This window comes from Streptococcus oralis subsp. tigurinus, from assembly GCF_002356415.1.
In the GTDB taxonomy this organism is placed as follows: Bacteria; Bacillota; Bacilli; order Lactobacillales; family Streptococcaceae; genus Streptococcus; species Streptococcus oralis_F.
Genome location: NZ_AP018338.1, coordinates 499,199 through 521,107, shown reverse-complemented (window position 1 = coordinate 521,107; position 21,909 = coordinate 499,199). Strand labels below are relative to the sequence as shown.

Sequence of the window (21,909 nt, the reverse complement as noted above, 5' to 3'; positions counted from 1 at the left end):
AAGTCTAAGCATAAAATCTCAGACTTCTATCATTTTATTTGATTAATTCATAGATAGCTTCTGCATAGATTGCTGCTGCTCGGAAGAGATCGTCTAAGGCGATGAATTCATTGGCTTGGTGCATGGTATCAATAGAATCTGGGAACATAGCACCGTAGGCAACACCACGTTCTAGCAAGCGACCAAAGGTTCCACCTCCGATGACTTGCTCGTGACCTTTAAGACCAGTTTGTTTTTCATAAACATTCAACAAGGTTTGCACAAGCGGATCTTCCATTGGCACATAGTGAGGGGTGTGTCCGTGTTCAGAAAGACTAACAGAAGCAACTGGCAAGTTTTCAAGAACTGACTTGATTTGCTCTGGACTTGTTCCTTTTGGATAACGGAAGTTGAGGGCAATGGTATTGTCAGCACTTGCTGCATCAAAGCGGAAGACACCGGCATTCATAGAAAGGGCACCCATCTTTTCATCTACATGAGCAACCTTGAGATTTGTACCCTCATGGTCGTTCAAGAGAATCTTACCAGCGATGTCGAGGTAGTCTTTTGCAGGTCCTTCAAAGTCAAACTGACTGAGGAAGAGGGCAAGGTAGGTCGCACCATTGACCCCTGAAGCAGGCATAGCACCATGGGCTGATTTACCAATGATAGTCACCTTGTACTGGCCGTTTTCTTCTTGGATTTCTCCTCTGAGTTTGTGTTCAGTGACGAAGGCATCTAATTTGCCCTGCAAATCAGCCAAATCACCTGAAACAACTGCCGTTGCTGATTCTGGTACCATGTTTTCACGCAAACCACCTGTAAAGCTGTGAAGACGGGCAGCACCTGCATTTTCACCTGCAAAATGAAGATATTCTGTGATGTTACCTTTTTCACCATTGATGATAGGGAATTCAGCATCTGGAGAGAAACCGAAGTCTGGTTTGGCAAGTCCTACATGTTCAAAATAGTAGTCCATGTCTGCCCAGCCTGATTCTTCATCCGTTCCAACGATAAAGCGAACTTTCTTAGACGTTGGAAGGCCCAATTCTTTGATGATTTTCAAACCATAGTAACAAGCTGTTGTAGGTCCCTTATCATCAGAAGCACCACGCGCGTAGAGGCGACCGTCCTTGATGGTTGGTGTGTATGGATCTGTGTCCCAACCGCTACCAGCTGGCACCACGTCCATGTGGGCAAAGATTCCAAGAACTTCTTCTCCTTGACCAAACTCAAAATGACCTGCATAGTTGTCTACATTTTTTGTTGGGTAACCATCACGGTCTGCGATTTCAAGGAATTTCTCCAAAGCTTTTACTGGACCAGGTCCAAAAGGATGTTGCGCATCCGCTTTGCTGTCATCACGTTCTGAGTTGATTTCCAAAAGACTGAATAGGTCAGCCAAGAGGGCTTCTTTGCGTTTTTCTACTTCTGCTGTAAAATCAATTACTGTCATATTATCTCCTTCTATCTTTTCTCGATGATTTCATCTACTGGCAAGCGGTAGCTTGGTTCCAATTTTTCGTCTGTGTAACCCACTGTAATCAAGAGTTCTGGGCGGAAACGGTCTTCAATGTCCAAAACTTCGTTGGATTTTGATTTGTCAAATCCAAGGATAATGTTGGAACCAATTCCTTGATCTGTAAGAGCCAGAACCAAGTTCATGGCAACCAAACCAGCATTGAGGGCCAAGTAGTCACTAATCTGTTGCTCATTGTAACGTGCATATTCAGCAGGCAAATTTTTCATGAAGTATTGAAGTTGCTCTTCTGAGAAATTCTTTGCACCACCAACACGGGCAATCTTGCGGGCACGTTTGGCCAGATCTGTATCGGTAAACAAGGCAATGGTCACTGGCGCAGACGAAATCTGCTCAAAGTTCGAACCATAAGCCAATTTTGCCAATTCAGCATTTTTTTCACGAACCACCACAAACTTCCATGGCTGGCTATTGTGGGCACTTGGAGCCAAAGTCGCGATTTCGATAGCAGTACGAACATCTTTTGGATCCACAGGCTTATCAGTGAAATGCTTGGTCGCATGACGTTTTTTATTTAATTCAAGAAATTTCATAATCGATTTCCTTTTCTAATTCTACTGCTTCCATTCTACCATATTCTGAAAGAGCTTGCAGAGATTTTTCATAGAAATTAACTGGAACAAGGATAAGCAACTGAACGAAGCACATCATTTAAATCAGTGATTCCCTCATTCAATTCCTACTATTTTTCAGCAGCTTAAAGAAACTAGTCTATCTTGTATTCTGACTTTATAGCCTCCAAGAAATCCTTCACATCCTCTACATACCGATGCTTTTCAATTAAACTAGCTAAGAGTTCTAGATTGTGCCCCCGATAGTTGTCTTCTCGTCGTAATTCTTCATACATTTCGATAAAGGGGAGGCCCTTAGACTTGGCCAATTCTAACTCCGCTTCATAATCATAAGAAACTTTTCGAAATAGAATATTTACCAATTCCCCATCCTCAACCTCTATCACAGCATACTGGGCACGGTGATTTTTTAACGCCTCCCAATCAAAATAGGGCATGCCAATCGTACCGGGATTGATGATTTGTTGCCCTTGGCTTCCATAACGAAGCAACTGCTTGTGGACATGACCATAGACTGCCACATCCGTTTCCTCATCTAGGAGTTGGTCAAATTTATCTGTATCATTCCCCACCAACAAGTCACCACCATAATTTTTGTCAGGTAAATTATGAGAGATAGAAAAGCGCAGCCCGTCAACTTCTTTCTTTTCCAGCAAAGGCAAGCTTCGTAGCCAGACAATCGTTGCAGGGTCCATTCGCTCCATCAAAAACTGGGTCAATCGCATGAGCTGGACTTCCTGTGGGTCTTCTAAGCCATATTGCCCATCTAAAGCCTCAAGGACACAATCATCCCAGTTTCCGCGGACAGTCGCTGTGATAGGCAGATCCTTTAGCAGAGCAACCAGATCATTTGTACCTGGACCAGGCAGAAAAATATCTCCCAGAAGCCAATATTCACTGACTCCTTGAGTTTTAGCATCTGCAATCACTGCTTCTAAGGCTGTCGTATTTCCATGAATGTCTGATAAAATTGCGATTTTATGGTTCATGATGACCTCCTTCTGTTTGGTAATCTACTTTTTCTTCCGCTACTTGAGCTAACTCCACTTCTTCCTGCGGGTTCAACTTTCTCTGAACAGCTTCTGCGACTGCTCTTGGCACACCAATTTCGACAATCTCATCCACACTGGCTTCCTTGATTTTAGTGAGAGATTTAAAATGCTTCATGAGATTCTGCTTGCGTTTAGGTCCCAGACCGTCAATCCCATCCAATTGAGATGAAAAAGAATTTTTGGAGCGCAGTTGGCGGTGGAAAGTGATAGCAAAGCGGTGTACCTCATCTTGAATGCGTTGGAGGAGGAAAAATTCCTGAGAATTGCGAGATAACTCTACCACTTCCAGTGGATCTCCAAAGAGCAGTTCATGGGTTTGGTGCTTGTCATTCTTTTGCAGACCTGCAATTGGAATATCCAAGCCCAGTTCCTCTTGGATGACTTGCTTGGCGATATTGACCTGACCTTGTCCCCCATCAATGACAATCAAATCTGGCGGGGTTAGACCATCACGTTGAACTCGGCCATAACGTCTGCGAATGACTTCTCTCATACTGGCATAATCATCTGGACCGACAACCGTTTTTATCTTGTACTTACGGTAGTCTTTTTTACTCGGTTTACCGTTGACAAAGACCACCATAGCTGAAACAGGACTGGTTCCCATGATATTAGAGTTATCAAAGGACTCGATACGAACCGGAGTCGGGATTTGGAGCAAGCGTCCCAGATTTTCAATAGCTCCCTGGGTCTTTTCGACAGATTTTTCTAGTAGATTGAACTTCTGCTCCAGACTAACACGAGCATTTTTTATGGCCAGATTGACCAGTTGTTTTTTCTCCCCACGTTGGGGTTTGAGAATCTTGGTATTCACCAAGGCCTTGACTGCTTCTTCATCGATATCCTGCGGAATCAGCACCTCATTGGGAACCAGGTGAGATTTTTCTTGATAGAATTGTCCCACATAGGTCAGAAAATCTTCATCAGGATCGTTGTAATAAGGGAATAGATTGACGTCACGCTCAATTAACTTACCCTGACGGACAAAGAAAACCTGCACACACATCCAGCCCTTGTCCACATAGTAGCCAAAGACATCACGGTTTTGGAGGTCTTTAGCCATGACCCGTTGCTTAGTCCGCAGAGTGCCAATCGCCTGAATCAGGTCACGGTATTCCGCTGCCCGTTCAAACTCCATACTTTGTGCTGCTACTGCCATTTTACCCTTGAGTTCGTCGATGATTTTGTCATCCTGCCCTTTTAAGAAGTCAGAAACCTCCTGAGCCATGGACTTGAAATAGGCCTCATCTTTTTTACAGATGGTGTGGGCCATACACCGGCCGATATGGTAATAGAAACAAACCTTAGACGGCGGATTGGTACATTTCCGAAAAGGGAAAATCCGATCCAGTAGTCGTTTGATTTCATTGGCTGCGCTCACATCGGGATAAGGTCCAAAATAAAGACCTCCATCCTTCTTGACCTGACGGGTGATAATCAAACGAGGATAGCGCTCATTGGTAATTTTGATAAATGGATAAGACTTATCATCCTTGAGCATGATATTGTACTTGGGCTTATTTTCCTTGATGAGGTTGATTTCCAGAAGGAGGGCCTCAATATTGGACTCGGTAACGATAAATTCGAAATCCACAATTTCAGATACCAGAGCCTCTGTCTTGGTATCGTGACTGCCACGGAAGTAAGAGCGCACGCGATTGCGCAGATTTTTAGCCTTTCCTACATAGATAATGGTGCCGTTTTTATCTTTATGAATGTAGCAACCGGGGCTGGTCGGCAAGAGCTCCAGTTTTGATTTGATCAAGTTATTCATAGTTCCATTATAGCAAAAAGGCCGTAACAGGACGAACAAAAAGCCCCACCAATCACTTGATGGAGGAGCTTTGGTTTCTTTTCGGATTGCACCGACTTCATCTAGTCGCTACTAGTATAGAGTTCTTGAACAGCTTTCACATCCCGAGGCTGAATCCCATAGTAAGAGCCTGCAGGTTGCATAACAGAAGTCTCGTTGGTATAGCTATAGATTTATCTGATACCCTAATTTATATAAGTGAAATTTCCATATTACTTCCTGGTTTTCCCCTCTTATGCACATCAAAATATTTTTGACTCAAATAGAACATAGAAAAAAGAAGCACTAAACTATACTACAAAAGTTATACAAAAAATAACTTTTTGGGGTAGTACATAGGTAACGTAATTATCGACCCAATATCCTTTTTATTAGAGAAATAATTCTATACTTGAGAGGAGAAGGATAATAACGGAAAGTTCCCGCCTTCCTTACAATATAGCCATTAAAGTTTTGCTTAAAGCGAAGCACACCATCACTTCCATCAAATATTCCTTGAATCCCTAAAAAATTATAAACAGGAATTCCACGCTTTATACTCTCTAACATAACATACTCTTGAAGCAACGCTGGTGCATAGAACTTATTAAATTCTGTGTAAGAGCCACTAAAAAGATAGGTGCTCTCTTGAGGCATATAGATAAAAAGACTACCAGCCAATACAACCTTTTGTTCCCCATACTTTGCTATCAATTTATGTGCTTCCGATTTACGAACCTCAAAAGTTTCAAATTGATGTAGCAATTCTTTATGCTCTTTTTTCTTCTGAGCTGAATCAGGTGATTTTCTTAACGCTGCGTCAAAATCTGCTATTTTTTTGGATAAGTTTTCTTGAGTTTTCTCCAGTTGAGAAAGATAATCTTGAAAATTTAAAGTTGCAACCATAAATTCAGCTCGGTCTCCAAATGCATCATAAAAATGTTCGTAATATTCTAAACTTTTATCACTATATTCTCTTCTTTTTGATGTCGTAGCAGTAATATCTTTAAAAATAGATAATTCATCACGTTTTAATCGTCTCAATTGAATGCCAAAGCTTCTAGCTTTCTTAACCAAGGGTTTTCCCTTTTTACTAAAAGATCTAATTAAATTCTCCTCTGTGATTCCTTCTAAATCCTTGACATATAACCAATCAGGTTCCCCACCTGGGTAACCAATCTGTAAACCATCATGACAATATCCTAGATTCGTCAAACACTGAATAATTTCTTGTTGCTCCTCCGTCACTGGATTCCCATTAGTATCAAAACTTTGAAAAGTATCGTAAGGTTTGACAATCAACTCCAGAGCCCCATGTTGTTTAGCATACACTTGGAGATCTTTGTAAAATTCCTTTAGGTAAGTTGCATCGCTATAAATTGGACCAGAATTGATTTCCATGTGCAGTCCACCTGTCATTGGCAAACTATAAACCAACGCGGCAACCTGAATGGTCTCTGTATGCTTTAGAGCAAGGTAGGTCACTGTTGCTCCTCGCTTTTCTAATAATTCTCCCATCTGGATTGATTGTAAAAACGAGCGGGAGGTAATTGATTCTGAATAAATGCGAAAGTCTTCTTTAGTAAGTACAGTTAGTGTCATACATTTACTTTCTATGATATTTTTTTCGAAGATTAAATAGGAGATTTATTAAAGGATACAAAGGATGAATAGGTAGCGTAAACTCGCCTAAATATTCTTCAATAGTTGGATTAAAATTAGCCTTAAAGCGATAAAGCCCGCCATCTCTTGTATGTTCAATGCCTCCTAGATTTTGCCAGATAGAACCTCTTTCGAATGCATGCTGTAGTGTTCGATACCATGTTAAAATTGGAGCATTATAGCGTCTAAATTCTACATCCATTCCTGCATATAAATTCACAGATGTCTGCCCAAATTCCAAGGTCAAAGTGGCTGATAAAGGAGCAACTTGAACACCTGAAGAAATATATTTCTCCAAAAATAGAATTTCTTCATTCAACCTTTCGCTTTCTTGCAACCTACTTTGATATTTCGAAGATTTAACAGTAGCTGATAAAGATTCTAGAATTTTTTGATTCTGATTTCTTTGTTCTTCTAAAATATTCAACCGATTTGGCAAATCAAGTGTAGATAATGTTATATAAGCATGGTCTGGAAAAGACAATAGTAAATTTCGATAGTAGGCTTCATTACGCAAATGAATACTTTTTCTTGCCTCCGTCTTCTTCATTAGAAAAGAAAATGATTCTAATAATTCAATCCCACCAAACTGAATAGTTATTCCTTTATTTTGTGCAGTCCTAATAGCTTGTCTTGCTGATTTCGGTAGATATTTCTCATCAAAATTTTCTTTGTACACTTTCGCCTGTATACGAGGCTGAATAGTATCAATCATTCCACTAGTCTTACCAGACCAAATGAATCCTAGTTTTTGTAGATAATTTAGCGTTTTTAGAGTTTCCTCTGAGTAATCATAAAATTGACCATCAATATAAGTTTTATTCAAACAAAGCGCAGGGTCTATCTTAATAAAAAGAGCTCGTTTTTTCTGCGCAATCTTTTTAAGCGAAGAAAATACAAAATCCATCAAAGATTGGTCAGTATAATCCAAAATTGGACCTCTGGCAATGTAGCACATTGTAAAACCAAAGGGTAAAGATCTATAAAGTAAACTAGCTACCGCCACTATTTGATTATCACTATAAAACCCAACTCTTTCATTTTCCCATTCACTTTTTACACTTGCCCAAGCACTACTTTGCAAGAGATTCACTAAAGAACTTCGTCTAACAAAACGATCATGTTCTTCAGCAGAAATACCAACTCGATAATAATACATGACATGTACTTTCCATTTTCTATTAATCTTAGTCCTATTTTACTATTTTTTTTTTTAAAAATAAAGAAAAAATAATCTTCACACATCACCTAGTATATGGAGTTAATATCAGTAACTTTTCCTATAAATAGTTAAAAGAAATAATAGGAAGTATGTCATTAAGATAATCTTTCTCAACTAAATTTGTAGTATAAAAATTGTTGTTTTAGCTTTTGAAAAAGCAAATTAAATCACTCGTCCATAATTATTTACATACAATTCTCTGACTTCAATCACATCCCGAGGCTGAATCCCATAGTAGGAGCCTGCAGGTTGCATAACAGAAGTCTTGTTGGTATGATCCAATCCGATGGCATGCCCCAGCTCGTGCTCCGCCGTGTGCACAATCCGTTCATAAGAATATCCATAGTTTGGATTAGATAGATAATAGTGATTCAGGCGAACCGTTACAGATATAAATTGATTGGTTAACAAATTGGTTTGACTCTCAGCTTGACCTGCTACAGCGGTCGATCCATCATTCATCTCACTTGCCACAATATCTGCCTGGCTAGGATCCACAACCACCTCAAAGGTAAAGGCTCCCGTTTGATTCCAGTTTTTTATAGCTTCTGCATAGGCACCTTGGAAGGTCTCATCCATTTGAGGTTCAATATAGATGCGAGCTGAGGCCTGAGCCCACTTGCCTTCTGCATGTTGGTGACTGTCTGTCTGAGACAAGACTTCCAGCGTTCCCGTCTCCCTCCATTGATTCCAGCCACCTTGACCAATCTTGCTCATTTTTTCAACCTGATTGACCGCAGAATGAAAATCACCTGTCAGATACCATAGTACTCCAAAAGCAAGGAGAAGGATGATGACCAAGGTCCAGACTAGACGCCAAAAGAAACGCCAAATTCCCAAAAGAAATCGGAACAATAATCGAATAATCCAGAACATGACGCTCCACCTTTCATAAAAATAAGAATCTATCTTAAAATCACATTCTACTTGATCAAGATAGATTCCCTATTTTACTGAAGAAAGCTGAAAGAAACCTAAAACTAAGATAAACGTTCTTCCAAGACAAAGTTAATTGGTAGAGTAGCTAAAAAATGCTCCAATTGTTTTTCCCAGTAGTACCACTCATGAGTGCCAGCACTATGACTATAGGTCACTTCAAAACCAAGCTTTTTGAGGTTTTTCACAGCAAGATTATTGGCAGAGTAGAGATAGTCTTGCTCGCCACACCAAGCCCAAAGTTTGGTTTTTTTATCCGATTTCCTAGCAATACTTTCAAGCGAATGAGGGCTAGCTGTCCAGTCTTTGATTTCTCCAAAAACTCCTCGCCAGTATGCAAGAGAGCCTAAATCCTGACTTTCAGGAGAAAATCCCTGAAAACTGAGTGCACCAGAAAAACTAGCCGCACGAGAAAAACGATTGGTTGCGAGAGCCAGCTTGAAGGAACCATAGCCTCCCATTGAGAGACCTGCAATAAAGGTCTTTTCTCGCTTGCTGGTCATATTGGGGAAGAAACGTTTCATAACCTGAGGCAACTCTTCTGCTAGAGCAGTATAGTAGTTATAGCCATACTGAGTATCTGTGTACCAGCCATTATTTGTATTGGGCATGATAACAATGAGATTGGTTCCCCGCAACAAGCGCTCGACATTGGTTCGCTTGAGCCAGCTATTCTGATTTCCTGACATTCCATGCAAAAGGTAAAGAACAGGAATATCTGCGCAATCTGGTTCAGTCACTCGACTGCCATCTGGATAGAGGACGGTAACACCCCACTCCATATCCAAAACTTCTGAGTAATACTCAATATTCATAACTGCCATGGTTGTCTCCTTTTACTATTCTATAAGAAAAAGCCGAATTTCGACTTTTTCTGTAGGTATTCTGCTTATTATTTTGCTTCCATCACGACTGGCAAGATTGCTGGGCGACGCTTGGTTTGATCAAAGAGGTACTTGGTCAAATTGTCACGAACTTTGCCTTTGAGATCTGCCCAGTCAAAGTCATCCCCTTGAAGATACTCTTCTACCGTTTGGTTAATCAATTCTGAACTTTCACGGAGAATGTCACGACTTTTCTTAAGGTAGATAAATCCACGCGTATGAACACGAGCCTTAGCCACAATCTTCTTCTCACGACGGTTAACAGTAATAGCCACGATAAAGATTCCATCCTCTGACAAGACCTTACGGTCGCGAAGAACGACATTCCCAACATCACCAATGGCATTTCCATCAATCATGACATCGCCTGCAGAAACTGCTCCAGCTGGGACGAAATCTCCATGTTCATAGGACATGATCGTTCCCTTTTTAGGGATGAAAATGCGCTCTGGCAACATTCCAACTGCCATGGCAGCCTTGGCATGCGCATCCAACTCACGGTACTCCCCTTGGACAGGGAAGAGATATTTCGGTTGCAAAAGATTGATCATCAACTGCAAATCACGCGCATTTCCGTGTCCTGATACTCGCAAACTCTGGGTAATGAGTTTTACCACACCACCAGCTTGGTAAATCATATTTTCAACGCGAGCCACAACTGCTTCTTTGGCGGTGGATGGAGTTGTTACAATATAAACCAAGTCCCCATCCTTGATTTCTACATAACGGTGGCGCCCAACGGACATCTTGCGAAGCCCATTGATGGGTTCACCCATACGACCTGTCTCTAGGATAATCAACTCATGGTCTTCAAAATGAGACATTTCTTTCGGTTTTATCAAAAGGCTTTCATTAGCTAGAGACAATTTTTTGAGACGAATCGCTGTACGGACGATATTTTCAACATCAAATCCAGTCAAAACGACTCGGCGGCCAGTCTCCGCAGCTGCATCAAAAACCTGCTGGATACGAGAAAGGTTGCTGGCAACTGCTGCAACGATGATACGACCGTCCCAGTCAGCGATGGTTTGGGTAATTTCATCCCCAACTTCACTCTCGCTCGCCACCTGAATATTGCTGTCTGCATTCGCAGAATCACTGAGAAGTGCCAAGACACCGTCACGGCCGATTTCGGCTAAACGCGCAAAATCCGTCGCATAGGATTCACTAGCCGTCTGGTCAAACTTGAAGTCGCCTGTGTAAACAATGTTCCCTTTTGGTGTTTTTAACACAACTCCCAGACTTTCTGGGATAGAGTGAGTCGTACGGAAGAAGGAAACCACCGTTCCCCCAAAGTCAATCTCCGTGTTTTCATCAATGATATGGAAGTCATTGAATTTCTTAACCGTATCATTTCCTTTGACAAAGAGTTTCGCCAACTCGATAGTCAACTCAGAGCCAAACACAGGCACCTTCGCTTCTGCCAAGAGATAAGGCAGGGCACCAATAGCATCCGCATGCCCGTGGGTCAAGAAGACCCCTGCGATACGGTCACTATTTTCAAAAAGGTAGTCCATGTTTGGAATGACGACATCAACCCCTAGTTGTTCATTTTCAGGGTATTTAAGCCCAGCATCCAAAACAAAAATAGAACCATCGATTTCAGCGATGTACATATTTTTCCCATTTTCTCGTACACCACCTAGTGTTGTTAAACTGATATTACTCATTTTCCCTCCGAAACTTCATTTATCTTGATTATAGGGTAGGTTTACCCTCTTATTCTAAAAGTTCTAAAACTTTCAGCCGAATCTTTTCCTACCATTATACCATTTTTTTGATGATTTTCAAAACGAAGATTTGTTTTCAAAAAAGAGCTGGTTACCCAACTCTTTCCTAACTTCTACTATTTTTCCATTAAAAAATCATACATTTCTTGCACGGTACCCAGCGCCATCATTTCTTGGTCTTTGACAGTTTGCTTGAGATTTTGGTAAATCTGACTTTCTCCTATCTCTCGCTTTGGTGCTTCTTTATTGACTGTCATGACACCATCTTTGATCGTCACAAAGTCCAGCTCTTCAAATACTTGGATCATCTTGACCAGCAAGATTTGTTGAATATTGAGATAAGTTGCCAAATCTTTGAGCTTGTAGCGAATATCAAACTCTGGGAACTGGTAAATGGTCTTGTACAATTTTGCAAACTGTTCTCTAGTTCCATAACCTGTCAGATAGTAGGCCTTGTCAATGTCATTCTTGAAATAGACAGCTGAGAAATGTTGCTCCTGAAAAATCGTCTTCAGCAAGGTAATATCTTCAGGAATGGTTTTCACAACAACCGCTTCACTAGTCGCTAGATCTGGCAACTCTCCAGAGAAATCCAAGACTGGAACCCCTTCTGGCAAGACTGCATTCTTCCCACGAATGTTAAAGAGTTGAACACCTTCCACACGCGCATCCACCATCATCAACTGGAGGGCAGTTTGGCCATTCCATTGATTGACAGACAGGGTGACTGCCAATTCTAGATTCTTGGTTTGAGCAAACTCTGTTGCCCATCTACCTTGTCCAAAGGCCACCACTTCAAAGCTTGCCTCACCCTTGGAAATTTTTAGTTTGAGGTGGGCATTGCCTGCTCCCATAGTACGGGCACTTTCGACATGAAAATCCTTGATATAAAAGACAGGTTTCTGATTATCCATCCCAAAGGGTGCCAAGCGTTCAAAGCTTTTAACCGTTTCTAAACTAAGAGTCTCCAAATCCAGCTCTTCATCTAGATTTAACTTGTTCTTGCCACCAGCATCTGCACCTTTTTCACGGACATAGTCTTCCAAAACCTGAGATAAATCTGAAAGTTTCTCAACTTCCAGCGTCATTCCAGCTGCACCAGCATGGCCGCCAAAGGCGATAAAGAGATCTCGGTGGGGATCTAAGGCTTCAAAAATATCGACCGCTTCCACACTACGAGCGCTACCCTTGGCACGACCATCTTCTATATTGAGAACGATAACTGTCTGCCCTAGTTCTTCCAGCAAGCGCCCAGCCACGATACCCAGAACGCCAGGATTCCAGCCTTCCTTGGCCAAAACCTGGACCTTCTTCTCAGGATCCACCATGGTCTTAGCTTCTTCATAGATTGACTGAACGATTTCCTTGCGCTCTTCGTTTTTCTGATGAATCATGAGGGCAATCTCATGTGCTTCCTCGTCGTCAAACCCAGTCAACAAATCAATGGCAGGATTGGGATCATCCAAGCGCCCCAAGGCATTTAAACGAGGGGCAATCTGGAAACCAACCGTTTCTTCTGTTACTTCATTAGCAGCAATCCCAGCCATATCCAGCATTTCTTGTAGGCCAATACGCTGAGTATGCCCCAGCATTTCCAGACCATATTGAACCATGATACGGTTTTCATCTGTCAAGCTCACCATATCTGCAATGGTACCGATAGCGACCAAATCAAGCAATTCCACTTGCACTTCTTCTAAAAGGGCGCAAGCTAGCTTGAAAGCCACTCCGCATCCGGCCAACTGTTTGAAAGGATAGTCCGCATCTGGATGTTCAGGGTGAACAATCGCATAGGCATCAGGAAGGGTTTCCGGCATGGAATGGTGGTCAGTCACAATGACATCCACTCCCATAGACTGGGCCAATTCAATGGCCTCGTGACCAGCAACTCCATTATCCACTGTCACAATCAAGGAAATTCCCTCTTGCTCGATAAAGTATTTATAGACACTGGCATTGGGACCATAGCCATCTGTAAAACGATTGGGCAAATAAACTCGACACTCGGCGCCAAGCTGTTCCAAACTTTCCTTCACAATCGAAGCTGAAGTCATACCGTCCGCATCGTAGTCTCCATAGATGAGAATGTCTTCCCCTTCTTCAATGGCCTGACGAATCCGTTCCACTGCCTTGTCCATATCATGGAGCAGATAGGGGTCATGCAAGTCCTCCAAGGAAGGTTCTAAAAACTTTTTCAGGCTTTCTTCGTCCTGAATCCCTCTTTCAAATAATAACCGTGCTACCTCGGGACCCAGTCCAGCCTTCTTGGCTATCTTTGTAAAATCCGCATCTTCAACCTGCGGGGCAAACTGCCATTCATAAGTAGGAGTTATCAAAAAAACATCCACTCTTTCTAAGAATTCTATCGTTTCATTATAACATGATTTAGGCATTTTCTCTATTCAGATTGCTTTTTTATAACATTTTAGTGAATTTTTTTCAGATATGATTTGACAAGAACACTCTTTTGTTGTAGAATCATGTTATAAAATCTAACACAAAGGAGATCTCTCATGGCTTTAGTAGAATTTAAAAACGTCGAAAAATATTACGGAGACTACCACGCACTCCGCGACATCAATCTCCGTTTTGAAAAAGGACAAGTTGTTGTCCTGCTTGGACCTTCCGGCTCTGGGAAGTCCACTCTTATCCGTACGATCAATGGTTTAGAGGCTGTTGACAAAGGAAGTCTCCTGGTCAATGGACACCAAGTAGCAGGTGCTAGTCAGAAAGATTTAGTTCCTCTTCGTAAGGAAGTCGGCATGGTTTTTCAACATTTTAATCTTTATCCACACAAAACAGTGTTAGAAAATGTAACACTCGCACCCGTAAAAGTTCTAGGAATTGATAAAAAAGAAGCTGAAAAAACAGCCCAAAAATATCTGGAATTTGTAAATATGTGGGACAAGAAAGATTCCTATCCCGCCATGCTATCTGGTGGTCAAAAACAGCGGATCGCCATTGCTCGTGGTCTTGCCATGCATCCGGAGCTCCTCCTCTTTGATGAGCCAACATCTGCTCTTGACCCTGAAACCATCGGAGATGTTCTAGCAGTTATGCAAAAACTGGCGCATGATGGGATGAACATGATCATCGTTACCCACGAAATGGGCTTTGCCCGTGAAGTTGCGGACCGCATCATCTTTATGGCTGACGGGGAAGTTTTAGTAGATACGACAGATGTCGATGACTTTTTCGACAATCCAAGCGAACCTCGTGCACAACAATTCCTCAGCAAAATCATCAACCACGAAAGTGACAAAGTAAAATAAGGAGGTCTCTATGAAAAAGAAATTCTTTTTATCAGCAATAGTGATTAGCCTTTTCGGCCTTGCTGCTGCCAAACCAGTCCAAGCCGATACCAGTATCGCAGACATTCAAAAAAGAGGCGAGCTCGTTGTCGGTGTCAAACAAGACGTTCCCAATTTTGGCTACAAGGATCCCAAGACAGGGACTTATTCTGGTATCGAAACTGACCTTGCCAAGATGATTGCAGACGAACTCAAGGTCAAGATTCGCTACGTTCCAGTTACCGCTCAAACCCGCGGACCACTATTAGACAATGAACAGGTCGACATGGATATCGCAACCTTCACCATCACAGAAGAACGTAAAAAACTCTACAACTTTACCAGTCCCTACTATACGGACGCTTCTGGCTTTTTGGTCAACAAATCTGCCAACATTAAAAGCATTGAGGGCCTAAACGGAAAAACCATTGGGGTTGCCCAAGGATCCATCACCCAACGCTTGATTACCGAACTGGGTAAAAAGAAAGGTCTAACCTTTAAATTTGTCGAACTTGGTTCCTACCCAGAATTGATTACTTCCCTTCACGCTCACCGTATTGATGCCTTTTCCGTGGATCGCTCTATCCTATCTGGTTACATCAGTAAACGAACAGAATTGCTAGATGATAGTTTCAAGCCATCTGACTACGGTATCGTTACCAAGAAATCAAATACCGAGCTAAACGACTATCTCGATAACTTGGTTACCAAATGGAGCAAGGATGGCAGTTTGCAGAAACTCTATGACCGTTACAAACTCAAACCATCTAGCCATACTGCAGATTAAGGAGGACACCCCATGACAGATTTATCATCTTGGACAGCCTATTTTCAGGATTTTGGACAATTTTTCAACGGTTTCCTCTTCACCCTTGCCCTAGCAATCGGATCCTTTATCCTCGCCATGGTCTTGGGTATCTTCTTTGGAGCCATGTCAACTAGCAAGCGCCCAATTTTGCGCATTTTAGCTCGCATCTTTGTCGAATTTTACCAAAATACTCCCCTCTTGGTGCAGTTTGTCATCGTCTTCTATGGTTTGCCTCTTATCAGTGACCATACCATCATGATTCCGATTTATTGGACAGCTGTTCTCTGCGTCGGACTTTATCACGGTGCCTATATTGCTGAGGTTATTCGTTCAGGGATTCAGTCCATCCCTAATGGTCAGATGGAGGCCGCCTTATCACAAGGTTTCACCTATATCAGTGCCATGCGATTGATTATCTTGCCTCAGGCCTTCCGTATCATTCTCCCTCCTTTGACCAACCAAATCGTCAACCTTATCAAGAATACTTCAACGGTTGCTGTCATCTCTGGGGTGGACTTGATGTTTGTGACCAAGTCTTGGTCAGCTCTCAACGGAAACTACATCCCAGCCTTTCTAGGTGCTGCCTTACTCTACTTTGCCCTATGCTTCCCTGTCGCCCAATTTGGTCGCAAGATGGAGCAAGCCAATAAAAAAGCCTATTCACTTTAGGAGGTTACTATGGAATCTATTTTAGAAGTTTTGACCCCAGATAACCTAGCCTTTATCTTTAAAGGATTTGGCTTGACCCTCTACATTTCTCTAATTGCTATCGTCCTCTCGACCCTTATCGGAACAGTACTAGCCGTCATGAGAAATGGGAAAAATCCTGTCTTACGGATCATCTCCAGCATTTATATCGAGTTTGTACGTAACGTTCCCAACCTTCTCTGGATTTTCACCATCTTTTTAGTTTTCAAGATGAAGTCCACACCAGCAGGTATTACTGCTTTTACCCTTTTTACCTCAGCAGCCCTAGCTGAGATTATCCGAGGCGGTCTCAACGCCGTGGACAAGGGACAGTACGAAGCTGGAATGTCTCAGGGATTTACCTCCATACAAATCCTCTACTACATCATTCTCCCACAAGCTATCCGTAAAATGCTGCCAGCTATCATTTCTCAGTTTGTAACTGTGATTAAGGATACCAGTCTTCTTTACTCTGTTATCGCTCTACAAGAACTCTTTGGCGCCAGCCAAATTCTCATGGGACGCTATTTCGAACCAGAGCAGGTCTTCAGTCTTTATATCCTGATTGCCTTGATTTACTTTATCTTTAACTTTGCCATTTCTAGCCTGTCTCATAAGCTAGCAAAACGTTGGCAACAAGCCGCAGAATAAAAAAGAAATGTGAACTCAAAACAAGGGTTCACATTTTTTGCTATAAATGAAAAAGAGTAACTCAATGCTATGCAAACGTTTTACTTTTTGGTAAAATGACTTTAAAACCCTAAAGCAAGGAGAAAAATCATGATCCACGAACTTTGCAAAGAATTCTCTCAACTGGAACAAGTAGAAGCTATCGCTCTTGGTGGTTCACGTGCAGGACAAGACTACGATCAAAATTCTGACTATGATGTCTATGTCTATCTTAACTCACCTATTGACGAGAAAACTCGTCAAATCATTCTTAGCAACTATTGCTCCTATATGGAAATTGGAAACCAGTTTTGGGAATTAGAGGACGACTGTGTACTAAACAACGGTATCCAAATCGAGCTGATTTATCGTTCGCTGGAGTCGTTTGAACAAGAATTGAACTCAACCATTTTTCAACACAAAGCTCAAAATGCTTATACAACTTGCATGTGGCATAATCTACTCCACAGCAAGATTCTATACGATCCGAATGGAAACTATGCTTCGCTCCAAAGAACCTACCAGATTCCCTATCCACAGGAACTCAAAAAGCATATCATTGAAAGGCAACTCCTTTTGCTAGAACAAACCATGCCTGCCTTCTCTCACCAAATAGAAAAAGCTATCAAACGCCAAGATCTTCTCAGTATGAATCACCGCTCAAGTGAATTTTTTGCTTCCTACTTTGACTTGTTGTTTGCGCTCAATGAGCAAACCCATCCTGGTGAAAAACGGATGCTGGAGTACGCAAAGGCCCATTGTACTCTCCTCCCTAAGCAATTTGAAGAAACTATTCGCAAGTATTTCCAACTACTCTATCAACCACAACAAGGAGAACAAGCGATCGTAACCTTGCAAACTATCCTGAAGGAACTAAAAGCCATTTTGCCATAGACCAAAAAGAAAATGTGAACCTCTGTTGCTGTTCACATTTTTATTTGTCGTTGACTGTAAAATTCTAGTCTACTCATATTCAGTTGCCTATTTTTGACTCTCTCTGAAAATCTGCAACTAAGTTAGAAATTGTTCAATTGATTGACGAGCAATCATGAAGCCGTTCCAAAAACCGCACTCACAATCACTTACCCTGCTCTTTCATTACTAGTGACAATTTTTCCCTTAGGGTTACTACAAGATTTTTTAGAGATTCTAACAAGAATTACAATATGAATTTTACATATTACCATAGAACACCTCTATAGGAGAAAATCAGAGCTAAAATCAACAAAACATAGAGGGCGATAAAAAGCCATCTCATCTTCACACATAGAGCAATATATTCTCTGATAAAGGCCGATGGGATATAGTAGGCGGCTGTACGGCAACCAAGGCCATCTCCCTTCATCCCAATACGGCGAGCATAGGTACTGGTACGAAAAACATGGTAATCATTGGTCACAAAGAGAAAACGTGGACTGGTCACCAGCTTCTCTCCCATTTCTTTTGAGAAGAGAAGATTCTCATAGGTCGTCGTTGAGTCTTCCTCTAGGAGAATCGCTTCTCTCGGAATATCTGTCTCTTCCAACAAATAATTACAAATCGCCTGAGCTTCGGATATCTTTTCATCTCCACCTTGACCACCACTCGCGATGATTTTAACATTGGGATTAAGAGACTGGCGATAGGCTTCTACTGCCTTATCAATGCGACTCTTTAGTAAGGGAGTCACTTTTTCTCCATTCAACAAACCTGCTCCGTGAATGATGATAAAATCATAATATTTTTTCTTAGGAATAAAAAGATACAGGATAGAATAAAGCAGAAATCCTGCAAAGGCAAAACCAAAAATCAAATACGAATAAATCAAAAAGAAAAAGATAATATTCACTAGATGATTGGTGTAAAACAAGCCCTTGGTATCGCTCACTCGAATCGCCATGATCACAAAAAAGAATAGAATCACACAACCTAATCCTAGAGACAAATAATTTGCCTTGGATTTTCCTTCTTTTTTCAATAACACGAATCCATTATAAATAAGGAAAAAACCACTTAGAAAAACTAAAAGAGGCAGCAGGAGAAAAATCCCTGCAAAGAAAACCATGTGCACTTCTTTCTGCCCAGCTTCGTAAAAAAGATTGGCAATGGACATATAAGAAAAGAGCAGAGACAAAAGCAAGAGAGCTGGATTCCAGAGACTGCGATTGTCCCTTAAAAACGAAACGAGAAAAAGTAGGACAAAAAATCCTGTGATAAAGTACATAGTCTCCTCCTTTAATGTCTACATTGTACCATAATTATGGCAATAGAAAAAGAGGAGCCTAGCCCTCTTATTTTGCTATTCTTGCTTCTGCATCTGCCACAACCTGAGCCAGACTCATCTGACGAAGTTGATTTTCCATAGCTACTTGGATATCCAGCAATTTCTGATCCAAGACCTTATGAATATTAGCCCCTACTGGACAGTTAGGATTGGGATTGTCATGGAAACTAAAGAGTTTGCCAGATTTTCCTAGACATTCGACAGCCTGATACACATCAAAAAGGCTAATATCTTGGAGGTCCTTTATAATCTCGGTACCGCCCGTCCCACGCGCAACTGAAATCAATCCTGCTTTTTTGAGTTGCGACAAAGTCTTACGGATAATGACTGGATTAACTCCAACGCTAGCTGCGAGAAAATCACTGGTCACCTTGCTTTCCCGGCCCTTTATAGCAATGATAATTAGCATATGGGTCGCAATGGTAAATCGACTTGAAATTTGCATTTTGTTCCCCTTTCACCTGAGATTTTCATCATCTCTCTTCTCATACTCATTATACCCCTTTTTGATGTCATGTCAATCATTACTACTATCTAACCATTCATCCAACTCAATATCATGCCCCTGTTTTTGAGCAATCTCATACAGAAGTTCCTGGTTATGAGTGTGGTGAATCCCATTTACCAAACTTTCATAATAGACCTGGAAATAGGGGAGCTTTAAATCTTTAGCCAACTGCAATTCGGCTTCTACATCATAATCCACTCGACGAAAATCAACATCAGCCAAACCTGCTTCATCAAACTCTAAGATCATATACTGGGCCCGCAGGTCCTTACGCAACTTCGCATCTAGAAAGAAGGGTTGTCCAATGGACCCTGGATTAAGAATCAACTGTCCATCACTTCCATAACGAAGCAACTGTTGGTGGATATGACCATATACTGCGATGGAGGCATGCGGTTCCGTCACTAATCTATCAAAATCTTCTTGTTTTCCCGTATGAATCAACTCCCTACCCCAGTTTTTATCAGGGAGATGGTGAGTGATTCCCACCATCAAATCACCAAACTGACGATGAACTTGCATGGGTTGATTGTGGAGGTCTTCGATTTCTTCAGGGCTGATTTCTTCTAATATATACTGGCATTGACGTAGGAGGTAGCGATGACTAGCTTTTGTCAAATCTAGCTTGCGATGCAAACCACGCCAGAGACTATTCTCCCAATTACCAAGAACTCTTACAGTAATAGGCAAAGCCGCTAAAAGATTCAATATCCTTCCACGTCCTGTTCCTGGCATAAGAATATCCCCCAAAAGCCAGTACTCATCTACCTTTGCCTTTTTAGCATCAGTCAGTACAGCTTCCAGGGCTGTCGTATTCCCATGTATGTCTGAAAGAACTGCTATTTTGGTCATCCTTTCTCCTCTTTTCCTCTTACTTCTTTTGTTAGTATTATAGCAGAAAACACTCAAAAAGAGCACTATCGCTACTCACTGGATTAACTTGTAAAGGCTTCCAATACGTGCTATAATATAAATAGAGAGTTCCCCTTCATTTAGGATTATGTGGTCTTCAACATCTCTCAATTTTTGTAGATTGGAGGACTATTGCCATGCGGAAATATCTTAAGTATATTCCATACTACTTTGTCATTTTCTTCTTTTACTGGCCCCTCTATGTGCTATTCTCACTACTCATCACTAACCCATATACACTGAAGGGACTGCACATTTACAACATTCTCCTCTTTTCACCTTTGGCAACCTTCATCGTGTCCCTTCTTTATAGCTACCGTTTCCAATTCTCACTGTGGTGGCTGCTTGGTGTCGGATTGCTCTATTGCTTTACCATCATCACTTTTAATGAATTCATTCTCGTTTATTTCCTAGCTTATGAACTCTTTGCCCTACTTGGTATGGCTTCAGGTTCGGGTATTAAATACATGCTACAGCGAGGAAAAAATAAAAAACTTTCACAAAATCCTTGAAAAATCTCGCAATCATGCTATAATAATGCATAGAGACAAGTCACTTAGTCCCTTTCTACTAGAGAGTGCGTGGTTGCTGGAAACGCATAGAAAGCCTAAACTGATACTACTCTACTGACTTTTATGCAAACATAAAACGGTGGCTACGTTAAAGCCAATCAGAGGTGTCCCTCTTTTTGAGGAACATAAATGAAGGTGGAACCACGTTGCGACGTCCTTTCGAGGATGTCGCTTTTTGTTTTGTCAGAAGGAGGAAGAACGATGCTTTATATGATTGGCGGATCGCCTTGCAGTGGAAAGTCAACAATTGCCTCACTTCTTGCAAGACAGTATCAACTACTTCATATCAAACTGGATGATTTGATAGAAGAGATGATGAGTCAAGCAAGTGCAGACTCACAGCCGATTTGCCTTCTTAGGCAGGATAGAAATCCAGAACAAATCTGGATGAGAAATCCAGAAGAGATGGCAGATGAAGAATGGCACTTTTTTCAAGTAAGATTTTTCCTTATGTAAAATCTTACTTGATAAAAAATCAAAACAGACCTCTCTTGGTGGAGGGAGCAGGACTTTTGCCTCACTTGGTAAAGGAGCTTGAATGTCAAGCATCATCCTATCTATGCTTGACTCCGACAGCTGATTTTCAAAAAAAGCATTATAGACAGAGAGAATGGGTTCCTTATGTCTTAGAGGGTACAACCAACCCTGAGCAAGCTTTTGAAAACTGGATGCAACGAGATATTCTTTTTGCTCAAATGGTTCGTAAGGAAGCGATGAAATTAGGCTATCCTAGTCTCGTAACAGATGGTAGTCAACCAGAAAATCAGACTGCAGAAGAAGTTGCTCGGCTCTTAAAATTGTCCAACAAAAATAGAATAAATATTTAAGGAG

The 21,909-nt window shown here is 41.4% G+C and carries 19 protein-coding genes and 2 pseudogenes; 7 read left to right on the top strand and 14 right to left on the bottom strand.

All coding sequences use genetic code 11. The annotated features are described in order from the left end of the window. Positions 1–34: 34 nt before the first annotated feature. The 11 genes and pseudogenes from pepV to recJ form a co-directional block, all read right to left on the bottom strand. On the bottom strand, positions 35–1,435 hold the full coding sequence (gene pepV / locus STO1_RS02585; protein WP_084939215.1) for a dipeptidase PepV: 1,401 nt from the start codon (positions 1,433–1,435) through the stop codon (positions 35–37). An 11-nt stretch (positions 1,436–1,446) separates the two neighbouring features. Then, positions 1,447–2,052 carry a nitroreductase family protein gene (locus STO1_RS02580; protein WP_096421846.1) on the bottom strand — a complete coding sequence of 202 codons (606 nt, stop codon included), beginning with the start codon at positions 2,050–2,052 and terminating at the stop codon, positions 1,447–1,449. 173 nt (positions 2,053–2,225) lie between these two features. Next, positions 2,226–3,080 carry a metallophosphoesterase family protein gene (locus STO1_RS02575; protein WP_084939217.1) on the bottom strand — a complete coding sequence of 285 codons (855 nt, stop codon included), beginning with the start codon at positions 3,078–3,080 and terminating at the stop codon, positions 2,226–2,228. Further along, a complete protein-coding gene (gene uvrC, locus STO1_RS02570) occupies positions 3,070–4,917 on the bottom strand; it encodes an excinuclease ABC subunit UvrC (protein WP_096421844.1) in 1,848 nt (615 codons plus the stop codon). The genes STO1_RS02575 and uvrC overlap by 11 nt, the downstream gene beginning before the upstream one ends. A 101-nt stretch (positions 4,918–5,018) precedes the next feature. Beyond that, a pseudogene (locus tag STO1_RS09875) lies at positions 5,019–5,120 on the bottom strand (peptidase); the annotation flags it as partial. A gap of 184 nt (positions 5,121–5,304) precedes the next feature. Beyond that, a complete protein-coding gene (locus STO1_RS02565) occupies positions 5,305–6,537 on the bottom strand; it encodes an aminoacyltransferase (protein ID WP_061588360.1) in 1,233 nt (410 codons plus the stop codon). Positions 6,538–6,541: 4 nt separating this feature from the next. Next, a complete protein-coding gene (locus STO1_RS02560) occupies positions 6,542–7,756 on the bottom strand; it encodes an aminoacyltransferase (protein WP_007520467.1) in 1,215 nt (404 codons plus the stop codon). Between the two features lie 225 nt (positions 7,757–7,981). Then, positions 7,982–8,695 carry a M57 family metalloprotease gene (locus STO1_RS02555; RefSeq protein WP_096421842.1) on the bottom strand — a complete coding sequence of 238 codons (714 nt, stop codon included), beginning with the start codon at positions 8,693–8,695 and terminating at the stop codon, positions 7,982–7,984. 104 nt (positions 8,696–8,799) lie between these two features. Next, positions 8,800–9,579: an alpha/beta hydrolase gene (locus STO1_RS02550; RefSeq protein ID WP_096421840.1), complete on the bottom strand. Its 780-nt coding sequence runs from the start codon at positions 9,577–9,579 to the stop codon at positions 8,800–8,802. 68 nt (positions 9,580–9,647) lie between these two features. Beyond that, a complete protein-coding gene (locus tag STO1_RS02545) occupies positions 9,648–11,309 on the bottom strand; it encodes a ribonuclease J (RefSeq protein ID WP_096421838.1) in 1,662 nt (553 codons plus the stop codon). A gap of 176 nt (positions 11,310–11,485) precedes the next feature. After that, positions 11,486–13,705 carry a single-stranded-DNA-specific exonuclease RecJ gene (recJ, locus tag STO1_RS02540; protein ID WP_172843659.1) on the bottom strand — a complete coding sequence of 740 codons (2,220 nt, stop codon included), beginning with the start codon at positions 13,703–13,705 and terminating at the stop codon, positions 11,486–11,488. Between the two features lie 177 nt (positions 13,706–13,882). Between recJ and STO1_RS02535 the strand changes: the two genes are divergently transcribed. The 5 genes from STO1_RS02535 to STO1_RS02515 all read left to right on the top strand — a co-directional run bounded on the left by STO1_RS02535 (position 13,883) and on the right by STO1_RS02515 (position 17,717). Next, positions 13,883–14,641, top strand: coding sequence for an amino acid ABC transporter ATP-binding protein (locus STO1_RS02535; RefSeq protein ID WP_045617531.1), 759 nt, complete (start codon positions 13,883–13,885; stop codon positions 14,639–14,641). Between the two features lie 10 nt (positions 14,642–14,651). Continuing rightward, positions 14,652–15,446, top strand: a complete 795-nt coding sequence (locus STO1_RS02530) for a transporter substrate-binding domain-containing protein (RefSeq protein ID WP_084939221.1) — start codon at positions 14,652–14,654, stop codon at positions 15,444–15,446. 12 nt (positions 15,447–15,458) lie between these two features. After that, the gene (locus STO1_RS02525; RefSeq protein WP_096421836.1) at positions 15,459–16,136 is read left to right on the top strand and encodes an amino acid ABC transporter permease; all 678 of its coding nucleotides are present in this window, start codon (positions 15,459–15,461) and stop codon (positions 16,134–16,136) included. Positions 16,137–16,145: 9 nt separating this feature from the next. Further along, positions 16,146–16,805, top strand: a complete 660-nt coding sequence (locus STO1_RS02520) for an amino acid ABC transporter permease (protein WP_096421834.1) — start codon at positions 16,146–16,148, stop codon at positions 16,803–16,805. A 129-nt stretch (positions 16,806–16,934) separates the two neighbouring features. Further along, positions 16,935–17,717 carry a DUF4037 domain-containing protein gene (locus STO1_RS02515; RefSeq protein WP_084939224.1) on the top strand — a complete coding sequence of 261 codons (783 nt, stop codon included), beginning with the start codon at positions 16,935–16,937 and terminating at the stop codon, positions 17,715–17,717. Between the two features lie 286 nt (positions 17,718–18,003). On the opposite strand, the gene STO1_RS02510 is transcribed toward STO1_RS02515, so the two are convergent. The 3 genes from STO1_RS02510 to STO1_RS02500 form a co-directional block, all read right to left on the bottom strand. Further along, positions 18,004–19,026, bottom strand: a complete 1,023-nt coding sequence (locus STO1_RS02510) for a YdcF family protein (protein WP_000273638.1) — start codon at positions 19,024–19,026, stop codon at positions 18,004–18,006. Positions 19,027–19,093: 67 nt separating this feature from the next. Then, positions 19,094–19,531: an Rrf2 family transcriptional regulator gene (locus STO1_RS02505; protein ID WP_001167381.1), complete on the bottom strand. Its 438-nt coding sequence runs from the start codon at positions 19,529–19,531 to the stop codon at positions 19,094–19,096. Positions 19,532–19,603: 72 nt separating this feature from the next. Next, on the bottom strand, positions 19,604–20,446 hold the full coding sequence (locus STO1_RS02500; protein ID WP_084939225.1) for a metallophosphoesterase family protein: 843 nt from the start codon (positions 20,444–20,446) through the stop codon (positions 19,604–19,606). Between the two features lie 197 nt (positions 20,447–20,643). Here STO1_RS02500 and STO1_RS09750 point away from each other — a divergent pair, with 197 nt between their 5' ends. Then, the gene (locus STO1_RS09750; protein ID WP_096421832.1) at positions 20,644–21,018 is read left to right on the top strand and encodes a hypothetical protein; all 375 of its coding nucleotides are present in this window, start codon (positions 20,644–20,646) and stop codon (positions 21,016–21,018) included. Positions 21,019–21,279: 261 nt separating this feature from the next. Then, a pseudogene (locus STO1_RS02490) lies at positions 21,280–21,905 on the top strand (AAA family ATPase). Positions 21,906–21,909 lie beyond the last annotated feature (4 nt).

Bases quoted from the DNA above. Each gene is read 5' to 3' on its own strand.
- STO1_RS02545 (WP_096421838.1), bottom strand. From the start codon at position 11,309: ATGAGTAATATCAGTTTAACAACACTAGGTGGTGTACGAGAAAATGGG.
- uvrC (WP_096421844.1), bottom strand. From the start codon at position 4,917: ATGAATAACTTGATCAAATCAAAACTGGAGCTCTTGCCGACCAGCCCC.
- STO1_RS02505 (WP_001167381.1), bottom strand. From the start codon at position 19,531: ATGCAAATTTCAAGTCGATTTACCATTGCGACCCATATGCTAATTATC.
- STO1_RS02560 (WP_007520467.1), bottom strand. From the start codon at position 7,756: ATGTATTATTATCGAGTTGGTATTTCTGCTGAAGAACATGATCGTTTT.
- STO1_RS02510 (WP_000273638.1), bottom strand. From the start codon at position 19,026: ATGTACTTTATCACAGGATTTTTTGTCCTACTTTTTCTCGTTTCGTTT.
- STO1_RS02515 (WP_084939224.1), top strand. From the start codon at position 16,935: ATGATCCACGAACTTTGCAAAGAATTCTCTCAACTGGAACAAGTAGAA.
- STO1_RS02500 (WP_084939225.1), bottom strand. From the start codon at position 20,446: ATGACCAAAATAGCAGTTCTTTCAGACATACATGGGAATACGACAGCC.
- STO1_RS02550 (WP_096421840.1), bottom strand. From the start codon at position 9,579: ATGGCAGTTATGAATATTGAGTATTACTCAGAAGTTTTGGATATGGAG.
- STO1_RS02555 (WP_096421842.1), bottom strand. From the start codon at position 8,695: ATGTTCTGGATTATTCGATTATTGTTCCGATTTCTTTTGGGAATTTGG.
- STO1_RS02565 (WP_061588360.1), bottom strand. From the start codon at position 6,537: ATGACACTAACTGTACTTACTAAAGAAGACTTTCGCATTTATTCAGAA.
- STO1_RS02520 (WP_096421834.1), top strand. From the start codon at position 16,146: ATGGAATCTATTTTAGAAGTTTTGACCCCAGATAACCTAGCCTTTATC.
- pepV (WP_084939215.1), bottom strand. From the start codon at position 1,435: ATGACAGTAATTGATTTTACAGCAGAAGTAGAAAAACGCAAAGAAGCC.
- STO1_RS02580 (WP_096421846.1), bottom strand. From the start codon at position 2,052: ATGAAATTTCTTGAATTAAATAAAAAACGTCATGCGACCAAGCATTTC.
- STO1_RS02575 (WP_084939217.1), bottom strand. From the start codon at position 3,080: ATGAACCATAAAATCGCAATTTTATCAGACATTCATGGAAATACGACA.
- STO1_RS09750 (WP_096421832.1), top strand. From the start codon at position 20,644: ATGCGGAAATATCTTAAGTATATTCCATACTACTTTGTCATTTTCTTC.
- STO1_RS02525 (WP_096421836.1), top strand. From the start codon at position 15,459: ATGACAGATTTATCATCTTGGACAGCCTATTTTCAGGATTTTGGACAA.
- STO1_RS02535 (WP_045617531.1), top strand. From the start codon at position 13,883: ATGGCTTTAGTAGAATTTAAAAACGTCGAAAAATATTACGGAGACTAC.
- STO1_RS02530 (WP_084939221.1), top strand. From the start codon at position 14,652: ATGAAAAAGAAATTCTTTTTATCAGCAATAGTGATTAGCCTTTTCGGC.